Annotated in this window: 10 protein-coding genes and 1 pseudogene; 7 read left to right on the plus strand and 4 right to left on the minus strand. The window is 56.2% G+C overall.

What is annotated here, in order from left to right; translation table 11 throughout:
* Positions 1 to 98 precede the first annotated feature (98 nt).
* The 3 genes from cysD to AC1DRN_RS26505 are packed head-to-tail and all read left to right on the plus strand — an operon-like array spanning position 99 to position 3,888.
* Positions 99 to 1,022: a sulfate adenylyltransferase subunit CysD gene (cysD, locus tag AC1DRN_RS26495; protein WP_317851111.1), complete on the plus strand. Its 924-nt coding sequence runs from the start codon at positions 99 to 101 to the stop codon at positions 1,020 to 1,022.
* Complete coding sequence (gene cysN, locus AC1DRN_RS26500; protein WP_223458495.1) at positions 1,022 to 2,923, plus strand: sulfate adenylyltransferase subunit CysN; 1,902 nt, start codon at positions 1,022 to 1,024, stop codon at positions 2,921 to 2,923. The genes cysD and cysN overlap by 1 nt, the downstream gene beginning before the upstream one ends.
* Positions 2,920 to 3,888, plus strand: coding sequence for an acetyltransferase (locus tag AC1DRN_RS26505; protein ID WP_223458497.1), 969 nt, complete (start codon positions 2,920 to 2,922; stop codon positions 3,886 to 3,888). Before cysN ends, AC1DRN_RS26505 begins: the two co-directional genes overlap by 4 nt.
* Before the next feature lie 32 nt (positions 3,889 to 3,920).
* On the opposite strand, the gene AC1DRN_RS26510 is transcribed toward AC1DRN_RS26505, so the two are convergent.
* The gene (locus AC1DRN_RS26510; protein WP_223458499.1) at positions 3,921 to 4,661 is read right to left on the minus strand and encodes a TetR/AcrR family transcriptional regulator; all 741 of its coding nucleotides are present in this window, start codon (positions 4,659 to 4,661) and stop codon (positions 3,921 to 3,923) included.
* 239 nt (positions 4,662 to 4,900) lie between these two features.
* Between AC1DRN_RS26510 and AC1DRN_RS26515 the strand changes: the two genes are divergently transcribed.
* Positions 4,901 to 6,037, plus strand: coding sequence for a helix-turn-helix transcriptional regulator (locus tag AC1DRN_RS26515; protein WP_223458501.1), 1,137 nt, complete (start codon positions 4,901 to 4,903; stop codon positions 6,035 to 6,037).
* A 603-nt stretch (positions 6,038 to 6,640) separates the two neighbouring features.
* Here the strand turns inward: AC1DRN_RS26515 and glyA are convergent.
* Both glyA and AC1DRN_RS26525 read right to left on the minus strand, forming a co-directional pair.
* Positions 6,641 to 7,879, minus strand: a complete 1,239-nt coding sequence (gene glyA, locus AC1DRN_RS26520; protein WP_223458503.1) for a serine hydroxymethyltransferase — start codon at positions 7,877 to 7,879, stop codon at positions 6,641 to 6,643.
* A 103-nt stretch (positions 7,880 to 7,982) separates the two neighbouring features.
* Positions 7,983 to 9,188, minus strand: a complete 1,206-nt coding sequence (locus tag AC1DRN_RS26525) for a benzoate/H(+) symporter BenE family transporter (RefSeq protein WP_223458506.1) — start codon at positions 9,186 to 9,188, stop codon at positions 7,983 to 7,985.
* 348 nt (positions 9,189 to 9,536) lie between these two features.
* Here AC1DRN_RS26525 and AC1DRN_RS26530 point away from each other — a divergent pair, with 348 nt between their 5' ends.
* Positions 9,537 to 10,925: an aminotransferase-like domain-containing protein gene (locus AC1DRN_RS26530; protein WP_223458508.1), complete on the plus strand. Its 1,389-nt coding sequence runs from the start codon at positions 9,537 to 9,539 to the stop codon at positions 10,923 to 10,925.
* 322 nt (positions 10,926 to 11,247) lie between these two features.
* Here AC1DRN_RS26530 and AC1DRN_RS26535 read toward each other — a convergent pair.
* Positions 11,248 to 11,502, minus strand: a pseudogene (locus AC1DRN_RS26535) (Arm DNA-binding domain-containing protein); the annotation flags it as partial.
* 624 nt (positions 11,503 to 12,126) lie between these two features.
* On the opposite strand from AC1DRN_RS26535, the gene AC1DRN_RS26540 reads away from it, so the two are divergent.
* Both AC1DRN_RS26540 and AC1DRN_RS26545 read left to right on the plus strand, forming a co-directional pair.
* Positions 12,127 to 13,632, plus strand: a complete 1,506-nt coding sequence (locus tag AC1DRN_RS26540; RefSeq protein WP_223458510.1) for a deoxyguanosinetriphosphate triphosphohydrolase family protein — start codon at positions 12,127 to 12,129, stop codon at positions 13,630 to 13,632.
* Positions 13,616 to 14,389: a hypothetical protein gene (locus AC1DRN_RS26545; protein ID WP_477786845.1), complete on the plus strand. Its 774-nt coding sequence runs from the start codon at positions 13,616 to 13,618 to the stop codon at positions 14,387 to 14,389. The genes AC1DRN_RS26540 and AC1DRN_RS26545 overlap by 17 nt, the downstream gene beginning before the upstream one ends.
* The last annotated feature ends 160 nt before the right edge of the window (positions 14,390 to 14,549 follow it).

Genomic DNA, 14,549 nt, shown 5'->3' on the forward strand with positions numbered 1-14,549 from the left:
TAAGTAACAAGGCTTAAAAAAGAGGTGGGCGATAAACGTCCACACGCAATCGCACCTCGAGTGACTGGGCCGGGCATCGGATTCTCGGTGGCATCACGATCCAGTGCAGAGGAAGGAGGAAACACATGCTGACGCACTTGCAGCGTCTTGAGGCCGAGAGCATTCACATCATGCGAGAAGTGGTCGCTGAGTGTGAGAATCCGGTAATGCTCTACTCCGTCGGTAAGGACAGCGCAGTGATGCTGCACCTGGCCCTGAAGGCGTTCCACCCAGGAAAACTGCCGTTCCCATTGCTCCACGTCGACACGACCTGGAAGTTCCGCGAGATGATTCAGTTCCGCGACGCCATGGCGAAAAAGCACGACTTCGACCTGCTCGTCCATATCAATCCCGAGGGGCTGGAAAAGGGCATCAGCCCCTTTTCCCATGGTTCGGCCATACACACCGACATCTGGAAAACCGAGGGATTGAAGCAAGCGCTGGACAAGCACGGCTTCGATGCGGCCTTCGGCGGCGCACGACGGGACGAAGAGAAGTCGCGGGCCAAGGAGCGGATATTCTCGATCCGCTCCGAGCAGCACCGCTGGGACCCCAAGCTGCAACGTCCCGAACTGTGGCGGATGTATAACGCCCGCAAGCACAAGGGCGAAAGCATCCGGGTGTTTCCCCTGTCCAACTGGACCGAGCTCGACATCTGGCAATACATCTATCTGAACGACATTCCGATCGTGCCGCTCTACCTGGCGAAAGAGCGACCGGTGGTGGAGCGCGACGGCACGCTCATCATGGTCGATGACGAGCGCATGCCACTGAACGACGGCGAGGTTCCCGAGATCAGGAAAGTGCGTTTCCGCACGCTGGGTTGCTACCCGCTGACCGGCGCAATCGAGAGCGAGGCCGACTCCTTGACGGCCATCATTCAGGAAATGCTTCTGGCCAGGACGTCCGAGCGCCAGGGCCGCCTGATTGATCACGACTCCGCGGGCTCGATGGAGAAAAAGAAACAGGAGGGGTATTTCTAATGGCACACGTATCCGATTTGATTGCCGAAGACATCGAGCAATATTTGAAATCCCACGAGAACAAGAGCCTGCTGCGTTTCATCACCTGCGGCAGCGTCGACGATGGAAAAAGCACGCTCATCGGGCGCCTGCTTTACGAATCGAAGATGCTCTTCGAAGACCAGTTGAGCCAGCTGGAAGCGGATTCAAAGAAGGTGGGGACGCAAGGTGGCGACCTGGATTTCGCACTACTGGTCGACGGACTTTCCGCCGAGCGTGAACAAGGCATCACCATCGATGTTGCCTATCGCTTCTTCTCGACCGACAAGCGCAAGTTCATCGTGGCCGATACACCGGGCCACGAGCAATATACTCGCAACATGGTCACCGGAGCCTCGACAGCGGATGTCGCCATCATTCTGATCGACGGGCGCAAAGGGGTGCTGACCCAGACGCGGCGACACAGCTATCTGGTGTCGCTGATCGGCATTCGCCATGTCGTGCTGGCGATCAACAAACTGGATATGGTGGGTTACTCGAAAGATGTCTACGACAAGATAGACGCGGACTATCGCGCTTTCGCCAGCCAGATTGGCCTGCAGAATATCGTCACTATCCCGATGTCAGCCCTGAAGGGCGACAATATCACCGAGCCGAGCGCGAACACCCCCTGGTACCAGGGGCCGACACTGATGGGGTACCTTGAGACGGTGCAGGTCGAGGATGCTGCGGATCAGTCCGGGCCGTTTCGCATGCCGGTGCAGTGGGTCAACCGACCGAACCTCGACTTTCGCGGCTATGCCGGGATCGTTGTCGGCGGCAGCGTCAAGCGCGGCAATCGCCTCCGTGTCCTGCCGTCGGGGAAGGAAAGCCGGGTCGCGCGAATCGTGACGCGCGAGGGTGACCTGGAGGAAGCCGTCTCTGGCCAGTCGATCACGATTACGCTCGAGGACGAAATCGATATCAGTCGAGGCGACATTCTTGCGACGATCGATGCGCCGGCCAGGGTGGCAGACCAGTTCGAGGCAACGATCGTCTGGATGAGCGATGAACCGATGCTGCCGGGTCGCCCCTATCTGTTGAAGATCGGCACCAAGACCGTGACGGCCACCAGCGCGACACCGAAATACAAGGTCAACGTCAATACGCTCGAGCATCTCGCCGCCAAGACACTGGACCTGAATGAAATCGGCGTCTGTAACCTGAGCTTTGACCAGCCAATCGCATTTGATCCCTACAAGGAAAATCGCGATACCGGCGGTTTCATCATGATTGACCGCCTGACCAGCAATACGGTCGGCGCTGGACTCCTGCACTTTGCCTTGCGTCGCTCGCAGAACATCCACTGGCAGGCGATTGACGTTAACAAGCAGGCGCACGCCACCCTCAAGGGGCAGAAGCCTTGCGTACTCTGGTTCACAGGGCTGTCGGGTGCCGGCAAGTCCACGATCGCGAACCTCGTCGAGAAGAAACTGCATGCATTGGGCAAACATACCTATCTGCTTGATGGTGACAACGTGCGCCACGGTCTCAACAAGGATCTCGGTTTCTCCGAAGCCGACCGGGTCGAGAACATCAGGCGCGTAGGCGAAGTCGCCAAGCTGATGGTCGATGCGGGGCAAATCGTTCTGGTGTCCTTCATCTCTCCATTCCGTTCTGAACGCAGAATGTCGCGCGAGCTGGTGGAGCAGGGCGAGTTCTTCGAGGTGTTTGTCGACACGCCGATCAGCGTGGCTGAACAGAGGGATCCCAAAGGCCTCTACAAGAAGGCTCGCCGTGGCGAACTGACGAATTTCACCGGTATTGATTCCCCCTACGAGCCGCCGGAAAACCCGGAAATTCGCATCGACACCACCGCTTGCTCTCCCGAGGAAGCAGCCGAACTGATCGTCAGCCATCTTGTCGCTCGTGAGGCCCTATGAATCTCTACGTTGCATTCAATGGGGATGCCGATGGGTTGTGTGCGTTGCAACAACTGCGGCTTGCCGCGCCTGGCGAGTTCGCCAACGCGAGGCTGCTGACTGGTGTCAAACGCGACATTCAGTTACTGCGGCGTATCGAAGCGTGCGAGGGGGATGCCATCACCGCACTCGACATCTCCCTCGATCAGAATCGTACCGATCTGCTTCGCCTGCTTGAGGCGGGCGCTTCGGTGCGTTACTTCGATCATCATCACGCGGGGGAGATGCCTCGGCATGGGCGCTTCGAGCCCTATATCGACGAGGCTGCCGATGTCTGTACCAGCATCCTGGTCGACCGCTATCTTGGCGGTCGCCATCGTGCATGGGCGATTGCCGCGGCATACGGCGACAGCCTGCCTGAGGTGGGCTGCGCCATGGCCAAGGCGCAAGGCATAGATGCTGGAGCGGTCAGGACCCTGGAGCGGCTCGGCCTCTATCTCAACTACAACGCTTATGGCGAGACCATTGCCGATCTGCATTTCGATCCGGCCGAGCTGTCGACCCTGATGCAGCCGTTCGCCGATCCGCTGGAGTTCGTCACAGGCTCGGATGCCTACGCACGGCTGGCGGCAGGCTATGAGGAGGACATGGATCTGGCTCGCCGGCTTACGCCGACACGCCAGATACCCGGCGCGATGCTGCTGATGTTGCCTGACGCGCCATGGGCACGGCGGGCCATCGGAACCCTGGCCAACGAGCTCATGCAGGCACAGCCAGATCGCGCGCTCGGTATCCTGTCGCCTAAAAGGCAAGGTGGATTCACGGTAAGCGTGCGCACTCCCGGACATAGTCCGGTGGCTGCGGCTGACTTCTGCCGCACCTTTGACAGCGGCGGTGGCAGGAAACTGGCGGGAGGTATCAATCATCTGCCCGAATCGGAAGTCGATCGCTTTACGCGCGAGTTCGAAAGGAGCCTCTCCAGGTAGCAGCCATTACCTATGCAATGTTTACAGCTGCCTCATGAGGGCAAGCTGTAAACGTGGGTTGGAACCTGTTCGGGTACGTCAAAGCGGGAAAGAAGGGAGGCAGTTTCGGGCGACATGGGGCTCGCCAGCAGTGCCACCAGGCAGTCTTCGATGTTCTTGATGAACAACTCGGTGTCCATCACCAAGGTCTTCTTATCGCTCGCATCAAGCATGCGAGAGTGATCGGCGAGTCCATGGAGGAGCAATACTGCCGCCAAGTGCAGACGCTGCTGGGCCACGGACTCGGGCAGGTCCTGGAGGACCCCGAGCAGCGCCCGCCTCAACCGATCCACCTGACCCAGATTGAGCGTGGAAGCGCGCAGGTTCTGTACGGAGAGCGTATGCACCACCACCAGTTGGGCATCCAGACGGATAAAGTCCTTCCCACCGTTGGGATCGAACATCTTGTCGGCCACCGGATACATCAGCGCGCGGACCACGTCTCTCACCGAAGGATTACCTCGCCGCTCAAGTTCATCGAGCAACCCGTTGCGCCGAGCGGCAATACCAGGTTCATGCTTGTCGAGGATGGCCTGCAGCAAGCCATCCTTGCTGCCGAAGTGGTAATTCGTGGCGTTCTTGTTCCGCTGYCCGGCGGCTTTGTTGATGTCGCTTAACGACACCCCTTCGATACCGCGCTCGGCGAACAGGCGTTCGGCAATTGACACGAGCTTTGCTCGCGTGACGACGCTTTTAAGCGTCAAGCGTTCTATTTTCCTGACTTGCTGGGTCATCACACCAATCTTTTGAGTCGACCAATGGTACGAAACGAGTCGCAGTTTAACATCGGCCATAGGGTGGATCGTACAAGTAAACTCACCGGCCGGCCGGCGCGCTTCGCAGGACGCAAAGTTACACGATCTGGCAGGTAGGCCCACCTCCTTTCAGACTATAGATCCGGGTGTTGCGCTCAATCGACGGCGGCACCTATTCTCGACCATCTCCAACACTAATAAATATAAAAGGATTGTCCATGCAGAGCCTCAGCCTCGAGACGTTCAGCGAGTTCGTCGGCAACCTCTATCAAGGACCGCTGGAGAACATCCCCTGGACGACCTTCCTCAACCGGCTCAATGTGTATCTGCAAAGCAAGTTCGTCACCTTCATCCTGCGCCCACCGAGTCAACACGACACTGGCCTGATGATCCACACCACGGGTTCCTCAGCCGAAACCACGGCCTCCTATAACCAGCACTTTTTCACCCTCGACCCTTTTGTCGACCTGCCCAACCGCCAAGTCGTCACCCTGGCCGAATTCGTCTCCGACGATGATTGGCAAAACTCCGAGTTCTGCAAGAATTTCCTCGAACCACAGGACGTGTTCCATGTCCTCGGCGCCGACATCAACACTGCCGACGGCGCTCAGTGCCGCATCCGCATCAGCCGCGGTCGAGACGACAGGGCCTTCAACAATGATGAAAAGGCCCTGTTGGCACAGTTCATTCCGCACCTGGAACGCTCGATCGAGATCCATATGCGCTTGAACCGCATCGAAACCGAGCGCAACCTCTATGCCGGCGCGGTAGATCAGATGGCGGTTGGCACGATCATTCTCGACGAAGCCGGCAAAGTGCTGCGGACCAACCAGGTGGCCGACCGCCTGATCCAGGAAAAAGACGGTATCAAGCTGGTCAACGATGGCCTGCAGATCGGCACCGCGCGGGACACCCAGGAGTTCCGCCGCCTGGTGAAACAGTCGCTGCTCTCGCAAAAAAGCAGCAACCCCTCGGTGGTCGAAGCCCTGCGCGTGCAAAGGCCTTCGGGCCGCGCGGACCTGGGCATCATCGTGCGCTCGGTACCGTTGTCAGACTGGAGCGAAGGCAAACAGTGCCCAGCGGTGGTGATCTTCATCAGCGACCCGGAACAGCAATCCTGTGCACCGCAAGAGATTGTCCGCGCCCTGTTCGACTTTACCCCGGCCGAAACCCAGCTGGCCATGCTGCTGGCCAACGGCCTGACCCTGGACGAAGCCTCCGAAGAACTGGGCATCAGCCGCAACACCTCACGGGCACACCTGCGCTCGACTTTCTCCAAGACCGGGGTGACCCGCCAGACCATGCTGGTGCGGTTGATCCTGCGCAGCGTAGCGACCCTCGGTTACTGCAAGTAGTCGCCACGTTGGATGCATCGGTGTCGGGGCCTGGCGAAAACGGTTGATTAACCATGAGCAACGCCGGCACCTCATCCTCGGCCGCCGCCAGTACGCGGTCTGGAGCGGCTCACCATCGATGAGGATTTAATCCTTGTCTTTTGGTTTGACAACCTTGAGTTGGCTGTCTGAGAGGCGGGTGGATTTCAGGCACAAAAAAAAGACGTCCGTGGACGTCTTTAGATGATGAAGTGGTGGGCCTTGGTAATCTGAATTTGTACGATAAAATATTGATTTTAAACAATATTATCGGTTGTAACTTTATTGTTGAATACCATTTTGAATACCGTTTTTCGAAGGATCACCCAAGCAGTAGTGTATAGATTGGTTTGGTTGCGGGAACTGTCCCGCAGGTGTGAACTGCCTGAACGAGCAAGGGACGGCCTATCTGGATTTCCATCATTCCATGAGCGTACTGGTTGCTCGGATTCGTCAGCTGATCAGCAGCAAGAGGTACAAGCGCAAGGCGGATGACCGTCGTTACGAAGCCAGTCGCCAGCAAGCCACACTCAGCGAGTACGTCAGCCAGGTGCTTGATCGTTATCCGGTATGTTCCTCCAGCGATCAACTCAGCAGATACACCGGAAAACATTCACACAAGTGCATCACCCGACGCCGGGTGTTATCCAGCAGCGCCGCGTTATTCGGTTGTTCCAGCAGGTCGGCGATCAGGTTCGCCACTTCAGCGCACTCCGCCTCGCCAAAGCCACGGGTCGTCAGTGCTGGCGTGCCAATGCGGATGCCGCTGGTGATCGCCGGTTTCTGCGGGTCCTCGGGAATCGCGTTTTTGTTTAGTGTGATGTGGGCGCTTTCCAGCAGTGCCTCGGCGTCTTTGCCGGTGATGTTCATCGAGCGCAGATCGAGCAGGAACATGTGGCAGTCGGTGCCGCCCGACACCACCCGCAGGCCGCGCCGGGTGAGGACGTTCGCCATGGTCCTGGCATTGTTGATCACCCGATGCTGATAGTGCTTGAACTCATCCCCGAGGGCTTCGTTGAACGCCACGGCTTTGGCCGCGATGACGTGCATCAGCGGCCCACCCTGGTAAACCGGGAAAATCGTCTTGTCGAGCAGCGCGGCGTACTCGCGCTTGGCCAGGATCAAGCCGCCCCGTGGGCCGCGCAAGGTTTTGTGGGTGGTGGAGGTGACGAAGTCGGCAATGCCGACCGGCGAGGGGTAGAGGCCGGCCGCAATCAGCCCGGCGTAGTGCGCCATATCGACCATCAGGTAAGCCCCGATCTCATCGCAGATGTTGCGAAAACGCTGGAAGTCGATGGTTCTGGAGTACGCCGAGGCGCCGGCAATGATCATTTTCGGCCGGTGTTCCCGGGCCAGGACTTCCATCTCGGCATAGTCGAGGGTTTCGCTGTATGGCTCCAGGCCGTAGGAGAACGCGGTGTAGAGCTTGCCGGAGAAGTTCACCGAGGCGCCATGGGTCAGGTGCCCGCCATGGGCCAGGGACATGCCCAGGATGGTGTCGCCGGGGTTGAGCACCGCGAGAAACACCGCCTGGTTGGCTTGGGAACCGGAGTGCGGCTGGACGTTGGCATAGTCGCACCCAAAGAGTTTGCAGGCGCGTTCGATGGCGAGGGTTTCAATTTCGTCGACCACCTTGCAACCGCCGTAATACCGCTTGCCCGGGTAACCTTCGGCGTACTTGTTGGTTAGCACCGAACCCTGGGCTTCCAGCACTTCTTCGCTGACGTAGTTTTCCGAAGCGATCAGCTCCAGATGAGTTTCCTGGCGGTTGCGTTCACGGCCGATCAGGCGGGCGATGACGGGGTCGAAATTCTGCAGGCTCATGGAATCATTCCTTGGATAAGTGCTTCGGCCACGGAGGCTGGCGCGAGATGCGGTGATGCGTGTAACAGTCCGCCGCCGACCACAATGGAGTCGTAACGAGCGATCATGGTCGGCTGCCCTCGGTGACGGAGGTGGCTTTGCGTTCCCGGGTATAGGTCAGTACGAAATGCGCTACAAGCCCGAAGATCAGCCCCCAGAATGCAGCGGCCAGCCCGAGGAAACTCATGCCCGATGCCGTGACCAGGAAGGTGATCAGCGCCGCTTCACGTTGTTTCTCGTCAGCCATGGCGCCGGTCAGCCCGGCGCTGATCGCCCCGAACAGGGCCAGGCCGGCGAGGGAGGCAATCAACTCTTTGGGCAAGGCGGAAAACACCGAGGCCAGGGTCGCGCCGAAGGTACCCATCAGGATGTAGAACACCCCGCAGGCGATCCCGGCGATATAGCGCTTGTCGCGATCTTCATGGGCTTCGCGACCGGTGCAGATGGCGGCGGTAATGGCCGCGAGGTTGAAACCGTGGGAGCCGAAGGGCGCCATCAGGATCGAACCGATTGCCGTGACCGAAATGATCGAGCGCGCCGGGGTGTTGTAGCCCGAGGTACGCAACACTGCCATGCCCGGCACGTATTGCCCGGTCAGGGTCACCAGGGCCAGCGGCAGGCCGATATTGATGATCGCGTGCCAGCTCCACTCCGGGGCGATGAAGATCGGGTGGGCGACGTCGATGGTGATCGATCCGCTGTTGAGTTCGCCGAACGAAGCGGCCACGGCGCAACCGACAATCAATACCGACAGAATCGCGTAGCGCGGTGAAAAGCGCTTGAAGATCAGGTACGCCGCGATCATCGACAGCACCAGGCCCGGCTGCAGCTTGATCGAGGTGAAGAGTTCGGCGCCGAAACGAAACAGGATGCCGGCGAGCATGGCAGCGGCGATGGCTTTGGGCAGGCGACTCATCAATTTGTCGAACGCGCCGGACAAACCGACCACCGCGATAATCACCGACGCCACCACATACGCGCCGATGGCCTGGGGCAGGGAGACCGTGGGCAGCATCGACACCAGCAGCGCCGCGCCCGGCGTGGACCAGGCCGTAATCACCGGAACCCGCAAGCGCCAGCTCAGCAACAGGCCGGTAATGCCGCTGCCGATGGAAATGGCCCAGATCCAGGAAGACACCTCGTCGTTGGGCAGGTGCGCTTCCCGGGCCGCCTGAAACACGATGATCAGCGGGCCGGCATAGGAAATGATCACCGCGATGAAGCCTGCGATGACCGCTGACAGGGATAGATCCTTTCTGAGTGTGTCCATGATGTCTCGACTGGGCGCGGCAGGCACGCGGTGATTCGGATTGAGATTGAGTCGATTGATTCGATTCGAGATGAGTGTATTTGAATGAATTGAGTTGATTCAATAGGTCGAGAGGTTGTTGCGAGATGTTTTTTTGCTATTACTGCTTATTTTTCGCCGGTTTGTTAGGTAACTTGTTGATTTTAAAATAAATAATATTGTTTAAAAATATCATCCAGTAAAGATGCTTACCGATTCAATCACCGCTTCAATCGAATCAATTCATCGATTGAGTTGATTTATTAGTTGCCTAACCTCCATGTGATATGCTCGGATATTCATCATTTCTACGATGGGTAGTGATCATTCATGTGGGTTCCTCAGCTAAGCGAGTTCAGCCAGCCGATGTATTTGTCGATTGCCGACGCGTTGGCGCGCGATATCAGCAACGGCGTGTTGAACGAAGGTGATCGCCTGCCGACCCTGCGGGAGCTGGCGACCACGTTGAATGTCACACCGGGCACTATCAGCCGGGCCTATAGCGAAGCCCATCGGCGGCGTCTGGTGCAGGGAGAGGTAGGGCGGGGCACTTATGTGCTCAACCAGAAACAGCTTGAACTGCCGGCCAGCAACAGTGCCGCCCCGCTGAATCTGGGGCAGTCCGAATTATTGGATCTTTCGATCATCAAGCCTTACAGCGAAACCCTGGAATACTGGTTGCGCGGGGCGCTGGTAGGCATGGCCAAGAGCACCGATTTCGCTCGCGCCCTGGATTACGCGCCGGACGGCGGCCATCCGGCGCACCGCGAGGCAGGGGCGCAGTGGTTGCGTCATTCGTTGCCCGATGCCCAATGGCAGCAGGTGGTGATCACCGCGGGTGCGCAGCATGGCTTGATGGTGGCGATGAGTGCGCTGACCAACGCTGGCGACCTGGTGCTGTGTGAAGAGCTTTGCTACCCCGGCATCATTTCCCTGGCCCACGGTCTTGAGCGACGCCTGCGGGGCGTAGCCATGGACGATGAAGGGATCATTCCCGAGGCGCTGCGCGAGCTGTGCCTGCGGGAGAAACCGGCAATGCTGGTTTGCGTGGCAACCTGCCAGAATCCGACGGCTGCGATCATGTCGCAAAAACGCCGGGCGCAAATCGCCGCATTGGCTGAGGAGTTCGACTTCATCATTCTGGACGACGACATCTATGGCTTTCTCGCCACCGACCCGTCGATCAAACCGCTGTCGGCCTTCGCCCCGGATCGCTCGGTGTACCTGACCAGTCTGTCGAAAGCGGTCATGCCGGCGTTGCGAATCGGCTATCTCTACAGTCCGCCAAAACTATTGTCGCGCCTGACCTCGATGGTGCGCAGCAGTGTCTGGATGCCGTCGCCGTTGACGGCGCAACTGGCCAGCAATGTGATCACTGAGGGGCTGGATAAAAAGCTGATCCGCATTCAGCGCAACGAAGCCGCCGGGCGGCAGGCGATTGCCCGGGAAATCTTTGCCAATTTCGAGCTCAAGACCCAACCGTATTCCTACCACATCTGGCTGACCCTGCCCGAGCCCTGGACCAGCGACGAATTCACCATGCTGGCCCGTGCCAATGGCGTGCTGGTGCTCAGTGGCACCCAGTTCCAGGCCGAACGCTCCGGGATTACCCGCTGCGTGCGGCTGGTACTGATGTCGCCCACCAGCCAGGACGAATTGCGCTTCGCCCTGACCAAGCTGACCAGCCTGATCGATTCTGACCCGCGACGTTACTACTGAGTCGCCGCAGGCTGCGATCTTTCTCGCTCCCAACATCTATGGTTACCCCCTTTTCTGCAATACAGTTTTTGATGCGTGTTTGGCTTGCTTTCATCTATCCGGCGTCTGAGTGGGGTTGTGGTCCCGCGCCTCGATGAGAATCGAGGCCCGACGATCCTGATTATTAAAAGGGCCTTTCAGCCGTGTAGGAGCCCAGGGTTGTCGTCAGGCCGGTTGGCCCATTCACGTCATCAGTTATCCGGCATCGCAAAACCAGGTGGGTGGTGCTCGGATGACAGCAGGGTCAGGCGTTCACCGCTTGGCCATGCCTCAAATTTGCTGTGCCTTGTGCAAGCAGCTCGCGGGCTTCAACCGCTTTCTTTCTGGCGTTTGCCAGAGAGAGTTCAGGATACGGGCCCAAGGCCATACTGATGCGGTTTTTGGTCACCGGCTCGCGGTAATTGAAGTTCCACATCATCGAGCCGCTGGCCCTGACTCGGAGCTGAAGGCCACCGCCATCGCTGAGGACGAAATCCTTGCCGGTTGCCTTGACCGCCTTGAGCTGGCGATCGGAGAGGCGGGTTGCTTGAGTAGGCATGTGAGCTACCTCTGGCACCGTTTTGGTACCCTGAAAATAGCTCCAGGTAGCCGGGATACCACCTGGAATACCAAAGCGCCTGGAACTCAAAAAACCATTGTGCACCTCAGAAGCGCTGGAAACCCTTGATTTCACTGGATTTCAGGCACAAAAAAAGACGTCCGTGGACGTCTTTAGATGATGAAGTGGTGGGCCGGGGTAATTTGAATCAGCTCAATAACTTATTGATTTATAACATTAAAGACAATTTTAATTTTTAGTTGGAATACCAATTGGAATACTGCACTCCACTTGGCCACCCGTTTGCATTCGATCTGACCAGCACGCTTCATAACCATGATTGGCAGTGAACTGCCCATAGCTGCCGGCGGCGACAGGCGGCCAAAAGTGGACGCTCGACAAGGGACCGCACCGAGCCAAAAGCGGAAGATTTGCTAAAAATTAATCTACAGTGGATTTATGCTCAATAAATAGGAAGGGTACTCGCGCTTTAGCTTGTCGTACTCTCAGATGGGGAGGCACAAGGCTGCTTGTCGGCTAGGGCATCTGCGCGCTTGGCTGCAGTGCTCAGTATGGTACTGTTCGCCGCAATCCTGAACGTAGCCTTCTGGGAAAAGCATCGTAATGAAAGAAAAGCCAGTAACCCCAAGCATTTGGTCCGAATCTCGCCGTCCTCGCATACACCCTACGCGGGTTGAGGAGGTGCCTAAGGGTACTGATGGGCAAGGGCTTGTGGGTGATTCATCCAGCCCTAGCACAGACACACATCGTTCGGTGTTTCAGCAAGACTATGATCGTTTGCTTTTCTCCACTCCGGTTCGTCGCTTGGCTGATAAAACTCAGGTYTGGCCCATGGAAGAGAATGATGGTGTGCGTACTCGTTTAACGCATTCCCATGAGGTCTCCAACCTGGCACGCTCGATTGGCGCGCGTGCATACAAGGGGGCTCGTGACGCTTTCAGGCAGCATGGCTGTGGTGACGATAGTCTCGCTGAGATTATTAACCCTCTGTTGCTGTCAATAGGTCTTGGGCACGATCTAGGTAACCCTCCGTTTGGGCACCAAGGCGAGGTGGCTATTGGCCACTGGTTTGAGCAACGTAAGGGCTGGATTTTTACTAATATCAAGGAAGGTGAGGGACTCTTGGACGCTCCAGTTCCACAGGAGTACTGGCCTGAGTTTATTGAATTTGATGGCAATCCACAGAGCCTTCGTCTCTTAACCAGGCTGCAGACCCATATTGACGGACTTGGGCTTGACTTGTCTGCTGCCACCTTGGCTGCAGGACTGAAATACCCTGTGAGTTACTTAAATAGGGATAAAGATGATCCCGTTATAAAAAAAGGTGGTTACTTCGAGTCTGAAAAAGACTTGGTTGACTGGATTAGAGAGCAGACCGGATTGGAGGAAGGACAACGTCACCCTCTGACTTGGATTATGGAGGCGTGTGACGATATCGCTTACTCCGTTTTGGATGTTGATGATGTCCTTAAAAAGGGGATCATGTCTCCAGATGATGTGCTGGTTATACTGCGCCAAAAAATTAGCACTGATGGCGTGATTGGTAAAATTCAAGAAAAATTCAAGGATATTGAGTCCCGTCTTTTTTCTCCGGAGATTCAGCGCGATATTAAAATTGAATATCTACGGGCGTACCTTATCGAAAGCCTGATTGAGCACGCGAGCAAAACATTTATAGAGAATGTGCCTGCCATCTTTGGTTTTAAGTCAATGAAACCCTTGATGGATGATAGTCGGCTTTGCGAGGTGCTGAAGAGCGTTGCGCAGCAGAATGCCTTCAATCATTCATCTGTACTACGTATGGAGGCATTGGGTTCAGCGGCCATCGACGGCTTGATGACAGTGCTATGGGAAGCTATCTCTTATCGTAAGAAATTTGATGAAATTCGATCAAAGCGACTGGGGGCTCGTGCTAAGTATGTATTCTCATTGATAAGTCCGAATTATATTGAGCAAGCCGACAAATATATAAATTCATCAGAAATAGCGTCGGTGTTGCGCTATCGTGAGCTTCGCCTACTTACAGATATGGTATCAGGAATGACTGATACTTTTGCCATGCGCCTCTGGAAAGATATTAAGGTGATGCCTGATGCCAATTGCGCCTAATCAATCTGCTTTAAAGCGCCGATTGGATCGATATCTCTGGGCTAATAGATCTGGAGAGATGGAGGCCTTGCAGGCTGCTTTGGAATCCAACTTTCGTGCTTTTGATCRGGTCGCGGTCATGGGTGGCCTCGTTCGTGACTTTGCTCGTGAGGGACGAACTGGCTTTAGATCTGATGTAGATCTTGTGATTGACGACTCTAAAGAGAAAGTTGCGTTGTTGGCTGAAAAGCTTAGTGCAACGCCTAATCGATTTGGAGGCTACGGCTATAAGAGTGGACCTTGGAAAATTGACTTTTGGGCTCTAGAGACCACATGGGCACAAAAGCATGTCCCAATGCAAAGGCTGGAGGATGTTTTGCTTGGTACATTCTTTGACTGGGATGCGGTTGCGTATGACTTGTGGGAAAGAAAATTAATATGCCATGATGACTATCTTGAGCGCATAAGAGCTAAAACGCTTGAAATTAACTTACGACCTAATCCATCCCCCATGGGAAATCTTGTTCGAGCCATTCGAAGATTAGTGTTGTGGCAGGTAGTCCCAGGTGAAAAGCTGAGGTGCTTTATTGATGAGCACTTAGATGAAAGCGCACTTCGCTATTTGCAGCAAAAAGAAATAGAGCTGTTTCCTTATTGTGTTTCAACTCGCTGGAAGACCGCTGAGGAAGCTAAGTTCTCCCTGTTTCAGGAGAGAAAATTTGAGGCTCTTCAACTTGATCTGTTCCAGGTAAAGCATCGAAACTCATATTTAAGATAGCTGCTCTTCCATTTAATTCAACTTGCCCCTTACGCCACTCCATCGCTTTAAGAAGATGTGACCAGTAAAAAGGGGAGGCTTTGATTTCTATCTTGAGCGGCTGCTTCTGCCCGTTATTTTCCAGTCTCGACCGCAGCCGATTGCTGCGAGATGCGAAGAG

The sequence above is a fragment of the Pseudomonas sp. P5_B3 genome (genome assembly GCF_056400405.1).

Excerpts from the sequence above, each read along its gene's own strand:
- AC1DRN_RS26530 (WP_223458508.1), top strand. The coding sequence starts at position 9,537 with ATGTGGGTTCCTCAGCTAAGCGAGTTCAGCCAGCCGATGTATTTGTCG.
- AC1DRN_RS26505 (WP_223458497.1), top strand. The coding sequence starts at position 2,920 with ATGAATCTCTACGTTGCATTCAATGGGGATGCCGATGGGTTGTGTGCG.
- glyA (WP_223458503.1), bottom strand. The coding sequence starts at position 7,879 with ATGAGCCTGCAGAATTTCGACCCCGTCATCGCCCGCCTGATCGGCCGT.
- cysN (WP_223458495.1), top strand. The coding sequence starts at position 1,022 with ATGGCACACGTATCCGATTTGATTGCCGAAGACATCGAGCAATATTTG.
- AC1DRN_RS26525 (WP_223458506.1), bottom strand. The coding sequence starts at position 9,188 with ATGGACACACTCAGAAAGGATCTATCCCTGTCAGCGGTCATCGCAGGC.
- AC1DRN_RS26515 (WP_223458501.1), top strand. The coding sequence starts at position 4,901 with ATGCAGAGCCTCAGCCTCGAGACGTTCAGCGAGTTCGTCGGCAACCTC.